18 protein-coding genes are annotated in these 16,080 nt (G+C 66.6%); 11 read left to right on the top strand and 7 right to left on the bottom strand.

What is annotated here, in order from left to right; translation table 11 throughout:
* The coding region (locus Q0379_RS03065) for a biotin/lipoyl-containing protein (protein ID WP_299004130.1) at positions 1–1,493 on the top strand (1,493 nt) is incomplete at its 5' end.
* 45 nt (positions 1,494–1,538) lie between these two features.
* Here the strand turns inward: Q0379_RS03065 and Q0379_RS03060 are convergent.
* Entirely contained in the window at positions 1,539–2,216 is a 678-nt protein-coding gene (locus Q0379_RS03060; RefSeq protein ID WP_299004128.1) for a type 1 glutamine amidotransferase domain-containing protein, read from the bottom strand.
* 337 nt (positions 2,217–2,553) lie between these two features.
* Between Q0379_RS03060 and Q0379_RS03055 the strand changes: the two genes are divergently transcribed.
* Positions 2,554–2,955: a DUF1489 family protein gene (locus tag Q0379_RS03055; RefSeq protein WP_299004126.1), complete on the top strand. Its 402-nt coding sequence runs from the start codon at positions 2,554–2,556 to the stop codon at positions 2,953–2,955.
* A 173-nt stretch (positions 2,956–3,128) separates the two neighbouring features.
* On the opposite strand, the gene panC is transcribed toward Q0379_RS03055, so the two are convergent.
* Positions 3,129–3,992 carry a pantoate--beta-alanine ligase gene (panC, locus tag Q0379_RS03050; protein WP_299004124.1) on the bottom strand — a complete coding sequence of 288 codons (864 nt, stop codon included), beginning with the start codon at positions 3,990–3,992 and terminating at the stop codon, positions 3,129–3,131.
* Between the two features lie 301 nt (positions 3,993–4,293).
* On the opposite strand from panC, the gene Q0379_RS03045 reads away from it, so the two are divergent.
* The 4 genes from Q0379_RS03045 (at position 4,294) to Q0379_RS03030 (ending at position 7,017) form a co-directional block, all read left to right on the top strand.
* On the top strand, positions 4,294–5,130 hold the full coding sequence (locus tag Q0379_RS03045; protein ID WP_299004122.1) for a division plane positioning ATPase MipZ: 837 nt from the start codon (positions 4,294–4,296) through the stop codon (positions 5,128–5,130).
* A 73-nt stretch (positions 5,131–5,203) separates the two neighbouring features.
* A complete protein-coding gene (locus Q0379_RS03040; protein WP_299004120.1) occupies positions 5,204–5,638 on the top strand; it encodes a DnaJ domain-containing protein in 435 nt (144 codons plus the stop codon).
* Positions 5,639–5,652: 14 nt separating this feature from the next.
* Positions 5,653–5,712 (top strand): hypothetical protein, encoded by a 60-nt coding sequence (locus Q0379_RS03035; RefSeq protein WP_106907314.1) that lies wholly within the window; start codon positions 5,653–5,655, stop codon positions 5,710–5,712.
* Positions 5,713–5,796: 84 nt separating this feature from the next.
* Positions 5,797–7,017 carry a PLP-dependent aminotransferase family protein gene (locus tag Q0379_RS03030; RefSeq protein WP_299004118.1) on the top strand — a complete coding sequence of 407 codons (1,221 nt, stop codon included), beginning with the start codon at positions 5,797–5,799 and terminating at the stop codon, positions 7,015–7,017.
* Between the two features lie 178 nt (positions 7,018–7,195).
* Here Q0379_RS03030 and Q0379_RS03025 read toward each other — a convergent pair whose 3' ends face one another.
* Positions 7,196–8,500 carry a D-alanyl-D-alanine carboxypeptidase gene (locus Q0379_RS03025; RefSeq protein WP_299004116.1) on the bottom strand — a complete coding sequence of 435 codons (1,305 nt, stop codon included), beginning with the start codon at positions 8,498–8,500 and terminating at the stop codon, positions 7,196–7,198.
* A 312-nt stretch (positions 8,501–8,812) separates the two neighbouring features.
* Between Q0379_RS03025 and phaP the strand changes: the two genes are divergently transcribed.
* The 4 genes from phaP (at position 8,813) to Q0379_RS03005 (ending at position 11,765) form a co-directional block, all read left to right on the top strand.
* The gene (gene phaP, locus Q0379_RS03020; RefSeq protein ID WP_299004114.1) at positions 8,813–9,247 is read left to right on the top strand and encodes a TIGR01841 family phasin; all 435 of its coding nucleotides are present in this window, start codon (positions 8,813–8,815) and stop codon (positions 9,245–9,247) included.
* A gap of 120 nt (positions 9,248–9,367) precedes the next feature.
* Positions 9,368–9,835 (top strand): RidA family protein, encoded by a 468-nt coding sequence (locus tag Q0379_RS03015; protein WP_299004112.1) that lies wholly within the window; start codon positions 9,368–9,370, stop codon positions 9,833–9,835.
* The gene (locus Q0379_RS03010) at positions 9,835–10,608 is read left to right on the top strand and encodes a glycerophosphodiester phosphodiesterase (protein WP_299004110.1); all 774 of its coding nucleotides are present in this window, start codon (positions 9,835–9,837) and stop codon (positions 10,606–10,608) included. The genes Q0379_RS03015 and Q0379_RS03010 overlap by 1 nt, the downstream gene beginning before the upstream one ends.
* Positions 10,605–11,765: a GNAT family N-acetyltransferase gene (locus Q0379_RS03005; RefSeq protein WP_299004108.1), complete on the top strand. Its 1,161-nt coding sequence runs from the start codon at positions 10,605–10,607 to the stop codon at positions 11,763–11,765. The genes Q0379_RS03010 and Q0379_RS03005 overlap by 4 nt, the downstream gene beginning before the upstream one ends.
* Positions 11,766–11,786: 21 nt before the next feature.
* Here Q0379_RS03005 and Q0379_RS03000 read toward each other — a convergent pair whose 3' ends face one another.
* Together Q0379_RS03000 and Q0379_RS02995 are read right to left on the bottom strand one after the other, a co-directional pair.
* Positions 11,787–12,275: a pyridoxamine 5'-phosphate oxidase family protein gene (locus Q0379_RS03000; protein ID WP_299004106.1), complete on the bottom strand. Its 489-nt coding sequence runs from the start codon at positions 12,273–12,275 to the stop codon at positions 11,787–11,789.
* 70 nt (positions 12,276–12,345) lie between these two features.
* Positions 12,346–12,927 carry a DUF4287 domain-containing protein gene (locus Q0379_RS02995; RefSeq protein ID WP_299004104.1) on the bottom strand — a complete coding sequence of 194 codons (582 nt, stop codon included), beginning with the start codon at positions 12,925–12,927 and terminating at the stop codon, positions 12,346–12,348.
* A 53-nt stretch (positions 12,928–12,980) separates the two neighbouring features.
* On the opposite strand from Q0379_RS02995, the gene Q0379_RS02990 reads away from it, so the two are divergent.
* The gene (locus Q0379_RS02990) at positions 12,981–13,415 is read left to right on the top strand and encodes an HIT family protein (protein WP_299004102.1); all 435 of its coding nucleotides are present in this window, start codon (positions 12,981–12,983) and stop codon (positions 13,413–13,415) included.
* A 59-nt stretch (positions 13,416–13,474) separates the two neighbouring features.
* On the opposite strand, the gene clpA is transcribed toward Q0379_RS02990, so the two are convergent.
* The gene (gene clpA / locus Q0379_RS02985) at positions 13,475–15,805 is read right to left on the bottom strand and encodes an ATP-dependent Clp protease ATP-binding subunit ClpA (RefSeq protein ID WP_299004100.1); all 2,331 of its coding nucleotides are present in this window, start codon (positions 15,803–15,805) and stop codon (positions 13,475–13,477) included.
* A 12-nt stretch (positions 15,806–15,817) separates the two neighbouring features.
* A partial coding sequence (clpS, locus tag Q0379_RS02980; RefSeq protein WP_299004097.1) for an ATP-dependent Clp protease adapter ClpS occupies positions 15,818–16,080 on the bottom strand: 263 nt, incomplete at its 5' end.

Below are 16,080 nucleotides of genomic sequence, written 5' to 3'. Positions count from 1 at the left end.
TGATCAAGGCCGTGGCCGGCGGCGGCGGCAAGGGCATGCGCAAGGTCGAGCGGGCGGAGGATTTCGAGGCCGCCCTGGGATCGTGCCGCCGCGAGGCCGCCGCCGCTTTCGGCGACGACCGCGTGCTGCTGGAGAAGTACGTCACCCGGCCGCGCCATATCGAAGTGCAGGTGTTTGGCGACAGCCACGGCAACGTCGTGCACCTGTTCGAGCGCGACTGCTCGCTGCAGCGACGCCACCAGAAGGTGATCGAGGAAGCGCCCGCGCCGGGCATGGACGAGAAGACTCGGCAAGCCGTCTGCGCCGCGGCGGTTAAGGCCGCCAAGGCGGTCGGCTATGTCGGCGCCGGCACGGTCGAGTTCATCGCCGACGCCAGCGAGGGCCTGAGGGCTGATCGCATCTGGTTCATGGAGATGAACACCCGCCTGCAGGTCGAGCATCCGGTCACCGAGATGGTCACGGGCCAGGACCTCGTCGAATGGCAACTGCGCGTCGCCGCCGGCGAGCGCCTGCCGCTGGAGCAGGACGAGATCACCCTGGACGGCTGGGCCATGGAGGCGCGCCTCTACGCCGAGAACCCTACGACCGGCTTCCTGCCATCGACCGGCAAGCTGAAGCACTTCCGTCTGCCCGAGGGCGATGTGCGCGTGGACAGCGCGGTGGAGGAGGGCGGCGAGGTCACCGCCTTCTACGATCCGATGATCGCCAAGCTGATCGCGCACGGCGTCGATCGCGAAGACGCCGCCCAGCGCCTGGCCGAGGCCTGCGCCCTGGTCGAGGTCTGGCCGGTGAAGACCAACGCCGCCTTCCTGGCCAAATGCGCGAGCCACCCGGACTTTGTGGGCGGCGCGGTCGACACCGGCTTTATCGAGGCGCGGCTGGAAGAGCTGACCGAGCGCACCTTCAGCGACGAACCGGCCATGGCGGCGATCGGCTGGCGGCTGGACAGCTTCCTCGAAGCCGAGGCGCGCCCCGATCCGTGGGAAAGCGCGCCGTCCAAGCTGCTGGGTTTCCGGATGAACGCCGACCGCGCCGCCATGACCCTGCCGATGGCGGTGGACGGCAAGGCGACGCCGCTGCGCGTGGCCCTGCTGGGCGGCGGAACCGAGGACTGGTCCTGGGATATCCGGCGCGCGGACGGCCGGACTTTCGATGAGGTCGCGCGCCTGCCGACGACCTACGGCAAGGGGCCGATCCACGTCTTCGAAGGCGGCGACGTCCAGACGTTCGACTTTGAGACCCATGTCGGCGGACCGGGCGAGGGCGCCGCCTCGGACGGCGCGATCCTGTCGCCGATGCCGGGCAAGATCGTCTCGGTCGCCGTTGAGGCGGGCCAGAAGGTCAGCAAGGGCCAGACCCTGCTGACGCTGGAAGCCATGAAGATGGAGCACGCTCTGGTGGCGCCGTTCGACGGCGTGGTGGTCGAGCTGTCAGCCTCGGCTGGCGGCCAGGTCAGCGAGGGCGTGGTGCTGGTGAAGCTGGAAGGCGCCTGAGACAGGAAGAAGGGGCCAGGCCCGGCTGGACCTGGCCCTCTCTATCTATCGAAGCTGATCCAGCAGCGCCTTGGCGGCGTCTTCGGAGCTGGCGGGGTTCTGGCCGGTGACCAGTTTGCCGTCCACGACCACGAAGGGACCCCAATCGGCGCCCTTTTCGTAGTTCGCGCCTAGCTTCTTGAATTCGTCCTCGACCAGGAACGGCACCACGTCGGTCAGTTCGACGGCGGCCTCCTCGGAGTTGGTGAAGCCGGTGACCTTGCGGCCCTTGACCAGCGGCGAACCGTCGGCCGCCTTGACGTGGCGCAGCACGCCGGGCGCGTGGCACACGAAGCCGATGGGCTTGCCGGCGCGCTCGAAGGTCTCGATCAGCTGGATCGAGGCGGGCGACTCGGCGAGGTCCCAGAGCGGACCGTGGCCGCCGGGATAGAAGACGGTGTCGAAGTCGGCGGCCTTGACCGTTTCGAGCTTCACCGTGTTCGCCAGGGCCTTCTGAGCCTCGGGATCGGCCTTGAAGCGATGCGTCAGTTCAGTTTGGAAGTCGGGGAGGTCGCTCTTGGGGTCTAGCGGCGGCTGTCCGCCCGCCGGCGAGGCCAGCACGATCTCTGCTCCGGAGTCCTTGAACGCGTAATAGGGCGCGGCGAACTCCTCGAGCCAGAAGCCGGTCTTCTTGCCGGTGTCGCCGAGTTGGTCGTGCGAGGTGAGGACCATCAGGATCTTCACGGGCGTTCTCCTTTGGAGCCTGGGCCTAGCGCCGATCGGATTCGCCGAACGGCGCGGACGACGCGTCGGCGTCGTCGGGCGGCCTTATCTGGTGGGGGAACGCGCGCGAAACCAGAGCGGTTCGGCGCAAAAGAAAACCGCCGCTTCGGACGCATGCGACAACGTCCACAGCGGCGGCGCTTGGCGGACGAATCCGCCGAGTCATCGCGCTCTGGTGTGACGCGATGACCTCAGCATAACGATGTGCGGCGAAGAGGCGACGGCTTTCACCCTTGGGGCGAACGCTAGACGCGGCTTAGGCGATTGCCATGCCGCCCTGGCGCGCTATCTAGCCAACATGGCGCTGCACATCATCAAGCTGGTCGTCGGCTGTGACTCGATCGACGACCTTGTGGCCTGGCACAAGGAGAGCGATCGACCATGGGTCATGCACACGCGCATGACGCCCAAGCGGATCGACGAGGTGCTGGATGGCGGCTCCCTGTATCGCGTGTTCAAGGGCCAGATCCTGTGCCGTCAGAAGATTCTGGCGATCGACACGGTGGGGTCGGGTCCGGCGTCGCGGTGTGAGGTCACGGTCGATCCTACGATTGTCCGCGTGGCGCCGCAGCCTCGACGAGCGTTCCAAGGATGGCGCTATCTGACGCCCGAAGACGCGCCGCCCGACCTCAGCGAAGGCGAGGCGGCCGACCTGCCGCCGGAGCTGGCCCGCCAGCTGCGCGAACTCGGCGCCTGGTAACTTCGGCGATCGTTGTTAGCTTAATAGCAACCGAGGCGGGTGTTTCCTCTGCGCAAGGAAGCGGAGGAATAACGATGAAGGCCGGTTACGCCGTCTTGGGGGCGGGTATGTTGTTTGTGGGTTTCGCCGTTGGCGTGTTTATCGCGCTGCAACCCGCAATCTGATCCCCGGCGTCAGACTCGTTCCACGGCCATGTTGTCGATCAGACGCGTACCGCCCAGCCAAGCCGCCACCAGGATGCGGCCCTGAGCGTCGCCAATCGGACCGGGCCCCAAGCGCGACAGATCGCTGGCCTCGCGCACTTCGACATAGTCGACCTGACGGAATCCCGCGGCCTCAAGCGCCTGGACGGCTGCCGCCTCGGCATCGTTGATCCGGCCGCCTGACGCCACGGCCCGGGCGACCGCCTTCATGGCGTTGGGCAGGGCGACGGCGGCGGCGCGCTCGTCCGCGGACAGGTAGGCGTTGCGCGAGGAGAGGGCCAGGCCGTCCTCGGCCCGGGCGGTGGGCGCGCCGATGATCTCGATAGGAATGTCGAGGTCTCGCGCCATGCGCTTGACCACCTGCAGCTGCTGATAGTCCTTTTCGCCGAACACGGCGACGTCGGCTTGCGACTGGATGAACAGCTTGGCGACGACGGTCGCCACGCCGCCGAAGAACTGCGGCCGCGCCGCGCCTTCCAACGGCTCGGACACGCCCGACACCGTGATCAGGGTCGAGAAGCCCGGCGCGTACATCTCGGCGGCGTTCGGGGCGAACATCAGGTCGCAGCCGACCGAGGCCAGCTTCTCGGCGTCGGCGGCCTCGCCGCGCGGATAGGCGTCGAAGTCCTCGTGCGGGGCGAACTGCTTGGGATTGACGAAGACGCTGGCGATCACGCGGTCGGCGTGCTGCTGCGCTAGACGGATCAGCGACAGGTGGCCTTGGTGCAGGGCGCCCATGGTCGGGACCAGGGCCACGCGCTGGCCGGCCGCTTTCCAGGCGCGGATGTGCTCGCGCATTTCAGCGACGGTGCGGACGATGGTCGGTTGGGTCATGGGAGCCTCCACGCGAACAGGCGAGCCTGTCTGGTTTAGATGGAACATCTAAACCAGATAAACAGGCTCGAATTCATAGACTTAGAGCGCGCTCGGACGGTTTGGCCGCCCGAGCGCGCTCGAGGGCTTATGGCCCCCGCGCGGCCGAAGGTCCACTGCGACGCGTGGGAAACCGCCTTCCACGAGCGCTGCGACAATTAGGTCTGTGGATGGAGGCCGTTGACCCCATGGGGCTGCGGTAACATCGTGTTAACCTTCAGTCCAAGGTCGCGCGAGTCGCGACGCATCAAGGATCGAACTCATGGCCGAAACGCGGGTCATCGTCGTCGGCAACGAGAAGGGCGGGGCGGGCAAGTCGACCATCGCCGTTCACCTCGTCACCGCGCTGCTGTATGGCGGCGCCAAGGTCGCGGTCATCGACCTGGACCTGCGCCAAAGCACCTCGGCGCGGTTCTTCGAGAACCGCCGCACCTGGCTGGAAAGCAAGAAGCTCGAATTGCCCGAGCCGCTGTCGCTGCGCCTGTCGGACAACGACATCGCCCTGGCCGAGAAGCCGGAAGAAGAGCAGATCGCCGGTTTCGAGGCGGCGTTCGCCAAGGGCCTGGCCGAGTGCGACTTCGTGCTGATCGACACCCCCGGCGGCGACACCGCCGTCTCGCGCCTGGCCCATGGCCGCGCCGACCTGATCGTCACGCCGATGAACGACAGCTTCGTCGACTTCGACATGCTGGGCCACGTCGACCCGGTCAGCATGGAGCTGACCAAGCCGAGCCTGTACTCGCTGACCGTCTGGGAAGCCCGCAAGCAGAGGGCGCTTTCCGGCCAACGCCAGGCGCTTGATTGGGTCGTGCTGCGCAATCGTTTGGCGACGACCGAGGCTCGGAACCGCAAGCGCCTGGAGGATCGCCTGACGGCGCTGGCCAAGCGGGTCGGCTTCCGGATCGGCCCAGGCCTGCGCGACCGCGTCATCTATCGCGAGCTGTTCCCGTTCGGCCTGACCATCGCCGACCTGTCGCCGCAGGTGCGTCCGGTGCCGGTGTCGCTGCAGCATCTAGCCGCGCGCCAGGAGCTTCGCGCCCTGATGCACAGCCTTGGTCTGTCGGCCTATTCCGGCGAGACGCTGCTGGCGGCGCAGTAGCCCAAGAGCTACATGTTTCCACGAGCGGGCGGCCGGGGAGACCTCGCCGCCCGTTTTCGTGTCTGGAGTCATGATGACCTATCTGCTGCTGGGCGTGGCTATCCTGGCCTTCCTGCTCTGGCCGCGTCGACGCAACCTGCTGAAGGGCGATGGTTGGCGGGTCGGGGCGGGCGTGGCGGCGATCGTCGCCTTCGCCTTCGCCGGCTACGCCACGATCCGCGGCTCATGGGGCGCCGGCATCGTGCTAGGCGTTCTCGGCCTCTGGACCGTCACAGAGGCCCGTCGGCGCCCGGTCATCCGCCACAAGGTCGTCCATCCGCCCCGTGAAGAGCTCAGCCTGTCCGAGGCCCGCGCGATCCTGGGCGTGACGCCTGAGGCCTCGCTGCAGGAGGTCAAGGCCGCCTATGCCCGCCTCATCCGCATGGCCCATCCTGACGCCGGCGGCACCGAAGGCCTCGCCGCTCAGCTCAACGCCGCGCGGGATCGTTTGATCAAGCGGCGCGGCTGAGCTAGGACAGAAACATGATCAACCGCGAACGCTTCTGGCGCCGCCGCTCCTCGGGTCCGACCTGCTCGGTATGACGTCCTGAACCCTTCAGTTCAGGCGAGCCGCCATCGAGCGTCTCATTTCAGTGTCATTTCCCGTTTTGGACTTCTGATCACCCCATGACCGACCAATCCCACGACTGGGCTTCGCGATTCAGCGATCGCATGAGCCGCGTCCGCGCCAGCGAGATCCGCGAGCTTCTCAAGCTGCTGGACCAGCCCGACATCCTGTCCTTCGCCGGCGGCATTCCCGATCCTGGCCTGTTCCCCGCCGAGGAGATCCAGAAAGCCTATCGCGCGGTTCTGAGCGATCCGGCCCAAGCCGCTCAGGCGCTGCAGTATTCGGTCAGCGAGGGCTATCTGCCGCTTCGCCAATGGATCGCCGAGCGCATGACCCGCGACGGCATGCCCTGCGAGCCGCACAACATCATGCTGACCGCCGGCTCGCAGCAGGCGCTGGACCTGATCGGCAAGCTTTTTGTCGGCCCCGGGGACCCCGTGGTCGTGGCTCGACCGACCTATCTGGGCGCCCTGCAGGCGTTCAACGGCTACGAGCCGGCCTATCGCGATCTCCCCGAGGGCGCTCTGGCCGCGCCGGCGGACGTCGATCTGCCAAAGGGCGCGCTGGGCTATTTCGTCCCCGACTTCGCCAACCCGACCGGTGTCAGCCTGACCTTGGCCGAGCGCGAGGCGCTGCTGGCGCTCGCCGACCGCCTGGACTGGAGCCTGGTCGAGGACGCGGCCTATCGCGAGCTGCGTTTCGTCGGCGAGTCCACGCCCACGCTGCTGTCGCTGGATATCGCCCGCTCGGGCGGCATCGACAAAGCCCGCACGATGTTCCTGGGCACCCTTTCCAAGACCCTGTCGCCGGCGCTGCGCATCGGCTGGGTCTGCGGGCCCAAGGCGGTGATCGAGAAGCTGGTCCTGCTCAAGCAGGGCGCGGACCTGCACGTCTCGACGATCAACCAGATGGTCGCCCATCGCGCCGTGTCGGAAGGTTATGACCAGCACCTGCATCGTCTGCGCGGCGCCTACGGCCACAAGGCGCGGGTGATGCTGGCGGCGCTCGACAAGACCATGCCCAAGGGCGTGACCTGGTCGCACCCGGAAGGCGGCATGTTCGTCTGGATCGACTTGCCCGAAGGGATCGATGGGGCCGAGTTGTTGGCCCGGGCCATCGCCGAGGAGCGCGTGGCCTTCGTGCCCGGCGCGCCGTTCTTCGCCGAGGTCCAGCGCGCGAACGCCATCCGCCTCAGCTATTCTCTGCCGACCGACGACCAGATTGAGGAGGGCGTCCAGCGCCTGGCCCGACTGATCGGGCGGGTGATGGCGGAAGCCTAACCCCAATCCCGACTTCCCGGCGCCGCGGGTCGCGCTTAGCGCGCCCGAGCGTAAACTCCTGCCGGGGCCCAGATTCATCCTGGGCTTCAGCCGTAAATGCGAAGAGCGCCGCGCGAAGCCGCACGGCGCTCTTTTGTTCGATCTGGGCCCCGGCGTTCGCCGGGGAGGTCGGTGTAGATCAGCGCGGCGACAGCACCATGCAGGGCACGCGCTTGGCCTTCAGGGCCGAGCAGGCGTTGCGAGCGGCGTCGGCCGTCAGGCCCTGGAACTGGGCGCGGAACGTGCCGCCGGCGCCTTCCACGGCGGCTTCGGCGTCGGCCACGACCTTAGCGAACCGGCCACGCACCAGCTTCAGCTGGTCGTTGGCCAGGGACTTGGACTTGAAGGCGCCGACCTGCACGCTCCACTCGCCCTGAGCCTTCTTGGCCGGCTTGGCCGTAGCTTGCGCCGCGCGCAGGGTGGGGGAGACCTTCATCGGGCCGGGGTTATGCGGGTTCTCGGTCAGCACGATCTTCAGACCGGCCTGGTCGCCATCGCCCTGTTCGACCGACGGACGCTGGATCGGACCCGAGGGATCGTCCTCATAGATGTTGGCGGCGATCGTGGTGCGCTCGCCACGCGAGCGGCGCTTCATCACGTCGAAGCCCGTCAGCAGCAGATCTTCCATGTTGTTGTCGCGCCAGGCGGTCGAGGGGCCGCCCAGGACCACGCCGATCAGGCGGCGACCGTCGCGCACGGCCGAGCCGGCCAGGTTGAAACCCGAGGCGTTGGTATAGCCCGTCTTCAGGCCGTCGAACCCTTCCATGCTGTCCAGCAGGCGGTTGTGGCCCTTGATGTAGTTGCCGCGGAACGTGAAGCCGCGCACCGAGAAGTAGCTGTAGTACTGCGGGAAGTCCCGCATGATGGCGCGCGACAGGATGGCCAGGTCGCGAGCCGTCGAGATCTGGCGGCTGTCGGGCAGGCCCGAGGCGTTCACGAAGCGGCTGTTGCGCATGCCAAGCTCCTGGCCGCGCAGGGTCATCAGGGCGGCGAATCGCGACTCGCTGCCGGCTAGGCGCTCGGCCATGGCCACGGCGACGTCGTTGGCCGACTTCACGGTCATGGCCTTGATGGCCTCGTCCACGCTCATGCTGTCGCCGGGGCGAAGGCCGATCTTGGTCGGGGCCTGGGCGGCGGCGCGGGGGGACATCACGACCCGGTCGGTCAGCTTAAGCCGGCCTTCGCTGAGGGCCTCGAAGGTGAGGTACAGCGTCATGACCTTGGTCACCGACGCCGGGTAGCGGGGACTGTCGGCCCTTTTGTCGTAAAGGACTTCGCCCGAATTGGCGTCGATCACGATCGCCGCGTACTTCGGCTCGGAAGCGTTCAGCTGGAGATAGGGTATGGCGGCCGACGCTGTCGTCGGCGCGGCGCTAAACAGCGTCGCCAGCGCCAGGCCGGCGGCGGCCAGAACGGAACGAGCGGAGGTAAGCTTGGCGAACATGATGGACGTCCGTCATCTGAACTGAGCGGTTCCGCACCGCCACACGCGTGTCCTTAGCATGATGGCTGGCCCCTTTCGCTAAAGTAAACAAGTGGTGAGCGAACATGCCGCAGGGGCGAAAAAAATGAGCGCGTGGTTCCAATGCTGCAGCTTGGATAGGCGGTTCGGCGCGTAACCCTAGGTTATGGTGCGCTGCACAAAATACTTGACTGCTGCACTGCAACATGGCAAACCGCCGTTGTCCCAAGCGCAGATGGGCGAGTTGCAGCTCGACCCTTCCGCCCCGCCGCCTTCCTCCCCAGGAGAGATTCCATGGCCGCCGCCGAAACCGTCAAGAACACCGTCGAACAGTTCACCGCCGCGTCGAACCAAGCCTTCAAGGACGGCGTCGAGAAGTCGCTCGCCGCGCTGGCCGAAGCCAACACCCACTCGAAGAAGAATCTCGAAGCCGTCGTCGCCTCGGTGACGGCCGCCACCAAGGGCGCTGAAGCCCTGGGCGCCGAGACCTTCGCCTACGGCAAGAAGCTGGCGGAAGACCAAGTCGCCGCCGCCAAGTCGCTGGCCGCCGCCAAGAGCGTGCAGGAAGCCGTCGAGCTGCAGACCGCCTGGGCCAAGTCGGCGCTCGAGTCGTACATCGCCCAGGTCAGCAAGGCCTCGGAGATCGTCTCGGCCTCGATCAAGGACTCGGTCAAGCCGCTGAACGAGCGCATGAGCGCCGCGGTCGAGAAGTTCCAAGCCGCTCGCTAAGAGCGGCTTGGCGTCTTCGGACGCGATCCAGAACGGAGAAAGCCCGGGCCGTAAGGTCCGGGCTTTTTTCTTTTGCACCTCCGCCGGTCGCGTTAAGGATGCCGGGAAACTCACGGAGCGTTGCGTATGTCGAAGGTGGAAGAGCGTCTGAAGGCGATTGGCGTCGAGCTGCCGCAGCCCGTGGCGCCGGTGGCCAACTACGTGCCCTTCGTCCGCTCGGGCAATCTCGTCCACATCTCCGGCCAGATCTCGCTGGACGCTTCGGGCGGCATCAAGGGTACGGTCGGCGTCGATGTCGACCTGGAGACCGCCCAGAAGGCCGCGCGCATCTGCGGCGTCAACCTGCTGGCCCAGATGAAGGCCGCTTGCGACGGCGACTTGGACCGTGTCGTTCGCGTGGTGAAGCTGGGTGGCTTCGTCCAGGCGGGCCCGGACTTCATCGACATTCCCAAGGTCGTCAACGGCTGCTCGGACCTGATGGTCGAGGTTCTGGGCGACGCCGGTCGCCACGCGCGTTCAGCGGTGGGCGTCTACAAGTTGCCTCTCGGCTTCGCCGTCGAGGTCGACGCGGTGGTGGAGATCGCCTGATGCGCTCGCGCGAACGCCCCTCGACCGAAACCTTCGGCGAGGCGTGGGAGCGCCTGTTCGATCCGCCGGCGGCCCATCGCGGCCTCTGGAACCCCGACGGCGCGCCGGAGAATTCCCTAGCCGCCTTCCAGGCCGCCTGCGCCCACGGCTACGCTATCGAGCTGGACGTGCAACTGACCGCCGACGGCGAGGCGGTTGTCTTCCATGACGACCGGCTGGAGCGGATGACGGGGCGGGAAGGGCGGCTGCGCGACCACACCGCCGCGGACCTCGCGACCATGACCCTGAAGGGTACGGACGAGACCATCCCGACCCTGGCCGACGCCCTGACCCTGATCGGGCACCGCGCGATGGTGTTCATCGAGCTGAAGACGCCTTTTGGCGAGGTCGGCCCGCTGGAGAAGAGGGTCTGCGACGTGCTGGTTGATCACAATGGTCCAACCGCCGTGATCGGCTTCAATCCGTATTCCCACGCCTGGTTCGCCGACCATCATCCGCAGATCCTGCGCGGCCTGAACTCGTATGGCTGGAACGACGACAGCGCGCGCAAGCTGGCGCCCGAGATGCGCAAGTCGCTGGCCGCGCTCGAACAGGTCGAGCTGGCGCGCCCCGATTTCCTGTCGCTAGGCCTCGACATGTTGCCCAGCCCGCGCGCGGACCTATATCGCGCCAAGGGCATGCCCGTGATCGCCTGGACGGTCCGCAGCCCCGACCAGTGGGAAGGCGTGCAGGACCATTGCGACAACCTGATCTTCGAGGGCTTCCACGCGTGACGTCTGTCCGGCCGGCGGTTCGCGTCCATCGCGCGATCGCCGAGATCGGCAAGGAGGCCTGGGACGCCTGCGCGGACCTGACGGGCGATCCGTTCGTCTCCTTCGACTTCCTGTCGATCCTCGAGGAAAGCGGCTGCGTGTCGGCCCGCACCGGCTGGGCGCCGCAGCACCTGTCTGTCGAGGATGAGGATGGCGCCGTCGTCGGCGTCATGCCGCTCTATCTGAAGTCCCACAGTCAGGGCGAATACGTCTTCGATCACGCCTGGGCCGACGCCTATGAACGGGCCGGCGGGCGCTACTACCCCAAGCTCCAGTGCTCCTCGCCGTTCTCGCCGGTGACGGGTTCACGTTTGATCGTGCGCTCGGACGTCGACGCCGACGAGGGACGCTCGGCGCTGCTGGGTGGCGCGCTGACGCTGTGCGAGCGAATGGGCGCCTCGTCACTGCACGTGACCTTTCCGGTCGAGGACGAGTGGCGCTGGATGGGCGAGCGGGGAATGCTGCTGCGCCAGGACCAGCAGTACCACTGGGAAAACCGGGGCTACGCGACCTTCGACGACTTTCTGGCGGCTCTTTCCGCAAACCGCCGCAAGACGATCCGGCGCGAGCGGCGCGACGCCCAGGAGGGGCTGGAGATCGTGGCCCTGACCGGCGGCGACCTGACCGAGGATCACTGGGACGCCTTCTTCGCCTTCTACATGGACACGGGCAGCCGCAAGTGGGGGCGGCCCTATCTGAACCGCCGGTTCTTCTCGCTGCTGAATGAGCGGATGGCCGACAAGGTGCTGCTGATCCTGGCGCGGCGGCCAGGCGGGCCGTTCATCGCCGGCGCGCTGAACCTGCTGGGCCGGGACTGCCTCTACGGCCGCCATTGGGGTTGCGTGGAGGATGTGCCGTTCCTCCACTTCGAGCTTTGCTACTATCAGGCTATCGAGCATGCGATCCGTCTGGGCCTGCCCCGCGTCGAAGCGGGCGCGCAAGGCCAGCACAAGATCGCGCGCGGCTATCTGCCTAGCCCGGTGTACTCGGCCCACTGGATCGCGGATCCGGCCCTGCGCGAGCCGGTGGCGCGCTATCTCGAACGCGAGCGCGACGCGGTGGCCGCGGACATCGAGATGCTGACCGAGGAATTCTCGCCGTTCCGGGAGGAGCGGTAGGCTCCTCCCCGTGGCGGACGCCTACTGCAGGCGGACTTCGGCCGCCTTGTCCTTGTAGTCCTTCTTTGGATCGGCCCCGAGCATCATCTTCAGGCCGGCGAACAGGCTGTTCTCGTTCAGCCAGATCTGGGCGTCGCCCGGCTCGAAGCGCAGCAGGCGCAGCTTGGGATCGTTCTTGCCGTCGTACCAGGCGGCGATGAAAGGGTTCCACAGGCGCTCGATCGTCTCGCGATCGTTGTCGACGCGCATGCGGCCTTCGACCGTGGCGAAGACGTCGTGTCCCTTGGACGCGAAGTGCAGGATGGCGTCGTGCTCGCCGCCCTCGACGGCCTGCACTAAGTCCACGTCCACGGCGCTGAAGATCCAGATCGGACCGGAGTGGTCGCCCTCGAACACGGCGGTCATCGGCTGGGCGCGGCCGTTCTCGCGCTCGACCAGGCCCAGCATCACGGTGCGGTCGGACTTCAGGGCCTTCCAGAACTTTTCGGCCAGTTCGGCTTCCTTGGACATCGTCGTCTCCTTTGCTGTGGAGACGAACGGCGCCGGGGCGGGCGCGTTCCTAAGGTGAAGCTTCCGGAGGCTAGGAGCGCTCCCAGGCCGTTTTCAGAAGCGCCTTGAGCTCGGCGTCGACCTCGGCCGGGGAGGCGAGGACCAGCTTGGCCTTCAGGCGCTCGGACCAGCCTTCGCTCTTCGGGGCCGCCAGGCGCGGGGAGGCGTCCGGCGTCACTGCCAGACCCAGCACCGCTTGGCCTTCTTTGGCTGGCTTCAGCGCCGCGAACTGCGCCTTGCGGGACCAGGCGGTGTAGCCCTTGCGCTGGCCGGTCACGAGATCAGGGAAGTTCGCCACCGCCGTCTCTACCGCTGCCAGGATCTCGGTGGAGGCTGGGGCCGTCCACAGGCTCGCGCGCAGCCCCGCTGCGTCATCCCAGCCGCCGGACTCGGGATAGGCGACGGCGAAGATGCTGGCCGCGCGGTTCTGGCCCAGGCCATAGGTCGCCTTCAGCCATTCGGCGCGGGCCCTAGGCTTGGTCTCCTTGCACTCGCGGCGGACGATCTCGACCCATTGCTCCAGGGTCTTGCCCGTCTCGCGCTCCAGGTTGGCGTGGAGGGAGGCGAACCACTTTTGCTGCTGTTCGGTCAGGCCCTGAGGTTTTTCGTCCATGGTTGCGCCTCTCGACCGGTTTGCTACGACCGGTCCCACACAGGGAGACGATCATGAGCCTCGACGGACGCTACGACGCGGACAACATCTTCGCCAAGATCATCCGGGGCGAGATCCCGAGCGTGAAGGTGTTCGAGGACGACCGCGTCCTGGCCTTCATGGACGTCTTCCCGCAGTCGCGCGGCCACGCCCTGGTGATCTCAAAGGTCAGCCAGGCCCGTAACCTGCTTGAGGCCGAGCCCGAGGTGCTGGCCGAGCTCGCCGCCGCCACCCAGAAGCTGACCAAGGCGGTGGTTGCGGCCCTAAAGCCCGACGGCGTTGTCGTCACCCAATTCAACGGCGCCCCGGCCGGCCAGACCATCTTCCACCTGCACTTCCACGTGATCCCCCGCTACGAGGGCCAGGCCCTGGGGCGCCACGGGGAGGGCGGCATGGCGAATACCGACGAGCTGAAGGCTCTGGCGGCGAAGATCGCCGCGGCGCTCTAGATCCTAACAAAAAGGCCCGGATTGCTCCGGGCCTTTCCGTTTCAGTCTGATGCTTAAGCCTACTCGGCCAGGGCCGGTTCGGCTTCGTCGGTCTTGCCGGCCTTGGGATCGACATTGCTGTCGATCTCGAAGTCGATCTTGCTGTCCTTGAGCACGACCTTGACGTGGCCGCCGCGGACCAGGCGTCCGAACAGGATGTCGTCGGCCAGCGGCTTCTTGATGTGCTCCTGGATGACCCGGGCCAGCGGACGAGCGCCGTAGAGCTCGTCGAAGCCGTTCTTGGCCAGCCAGTCGGCCGCGTCGTCGCTGAGTTCGATCGTGATGTTGCGGTCGGCCAGTTGGGCCTCCAGCTGCATGACGAACTTCTGCACGACTTGGCGGATGATCTCCGGCGTCAGCGGCTTGAAGGCCACGACGGCGTCCAGGCGGTTGCGGAACTCCGGCGTGAACAAGCGCTTCAGGGCCGCTTCCTCTTCACCCTCGACCTTCGAGCGGCCGAAGCCGATCGAGTTGCGCTGGGCGTCCGAGGCCCCCGCGTTGGTGGTCATGATCAGGACCACGTTGCGGAAGTCGACCTTCTTGCCGTTGCTGTCGGTTAGGGCGCCGTTGTCCATCACCTGCAGCAGGATGTTGTAGACATCCCCGTGCGCCTTCTCGATTTCGTCGAGCAGGACGACGGCGTGCGGGTGCTGGTCGACCGCGTCGGTCAGCTGACCGCCCTGGTCGAAGCCGACATAGCCGGGAGGGGCGCCGATCAGGCGGCTCACGGTGTGCCGTTCCATGTATTCCGACATGTCGAAGCGCAGCATCTCGATGCCCAGGGTCTGGGCCAGCTGCTTGGCGGCTTCGGTCTTGCCGACGCCGGTCGGGCCGCTGAACAGGTACGAGCCGATCGGCTTGTTCGGTTCGCGCAGGCCGGCGCGGGCCAGCTTCATGGCGGCCGCCAGCTGGGTCAGGGCTTCGTCCTGGCCGAACACGGCGCGCTTCAAGTCGGTCTCGAGCTCCTTGAGGGCCTCGGTGTCCGACTTGCTGACCGACTTCGGCGGGATGCGGGCGATCTTGGCGACGACGCCTTCGATCTCCTTCACGCCGATCGTCTTTTTGCGGCGGCTTTCCGGCAGCAGCATCTGCGAGGCGCCGGCTTCGTCGATCACGTCGATCGCCTTGTCCGGCAGCTTGCGGTCGGTGATGTACTTGGCCGACAACTCGACGGCGACCTTCAGGGCGTCGTTCGTGTACTTCAGCTTGTGGAAGTCCTCGTAGTAGGTCTTCAGGCCCTTGAGGATCTTGATGGTGTCTTCCACCGTCGGCTCGTTCACGTCGATCTTCTGGAAGCGACGGACCAGGGCCCGATCCTTCTCGAAGTGCTGCCGGAACTCCTTGTAGGTGGTCGAGCCCATGCAGCGCAGGCTGCCCGAGGCCAGGGCCGGCTTGAGCAGGTTCGAGGCGTCCATCGCCCCGCCGCTGGTCGCGCCGGCGCCGATCACCGTGTGGATCTCGTCGATGAACAGCACGGCGTTCGGGTGGCTTTCCAGCTCCTTGACGACCTGCTTGACGCGTTCCTCGAAGTCGCCGCGATAGCGGGTGCCGGCCAGCAGCGCGCCCATGTCGAGCGAGTAGATGGTGGCGCCCTCCAGGACCTCGGGGACCTGGTGGGTGACGATCTTGCGAGCCAGGCCCTCGGCGATCGCGGTCTTGCCGACGCCAGGGTCGCCCACCAGCAGCGGGTTGTTCTTGGTGCGACGGCACAGGATCTGGATCGCGCGCTCGACTTCGTTCGCGCGGCCGATCAGCGGGTCGACCTTGCCCTGGCGGGCCTTTTCGTTGAGGTCGACGCAATAGGCTTCCAGAGCTTCGCCGCCCGTCTTGGCGTTGGGCTTCTCGCCATCGTCCTCGGTCTGGTTCGAGCCGGCGCTGGCGCCCTTGACGCTCTTGGCTTCCGAGGCGCCGGCCTTCTTGGCGATGCCGTGGGCGATGAAGTTTACCGCGTCGTACCGCGTCATGTCCTGCTCCTGCAGGAAGTACGCGGCGTGGCTCTCGCGTTCGGAGAAGATCGCGACCAGCACGTTGGCGCCGGTCACTTCCTCGCGACCCGACGATTGGACGTGGATCACCGCGCGCTGGATGACGCGCTGGAAGCCGGCGGTCGGCTTGGCGTCTTCCTCGTCGTCGACGACCAGCGAGGCCAGTTCGACATCGAGATAGTTGGAAAGACTCTTCTTCAGCGCGGCGAGATCGACGTCGCACGCGCGCATCACTCCGGCGGCGTCATCGTCGTCGGTCAGGGAAAGCAGAAGGTGCTCCAGCGTCGCGTATTCGTGCTTACGCTGGTTGGCGTAGGCCACGGCGCGATGCAGGGACTCTTCCAGGGGGCGCGAAAAAGAGGGCAACGGGGAGGCTCCTCAGTCCTTTTCCATCGTGCACTGCAGGGGGTGCTGATGGCGTCGCGCCGAGTCGATGACTTGGGCGACCTTGGTTTCTGCGACTTCGTATGTATAGACGCCACACACGCCCACACCGTTTTGGTGGACATGCAACATGATGCGCGTCGCATCTTCGCGCGACTTGTTGAAGAACCGCTCGAGAACGTAAACGACGAACTCCATGGGGGTGTAGTCGTCGTTGAGAATCAGAACTCGATACAGCGAAGGCTTCTGCGTCTTCG

The sequence above is a fragment of the uncultured Caulobacter sp. genome (assembly GCF_937900395.1).
Lineage (GTDB): Bacteria > Pseudomonadota > Alphaproteobacteria > Caulobacterales > Caulobacteraceae > Caulobacter.
This window is presented reverse-complemented; position numbering and strand designations above follow the sequence as displayed.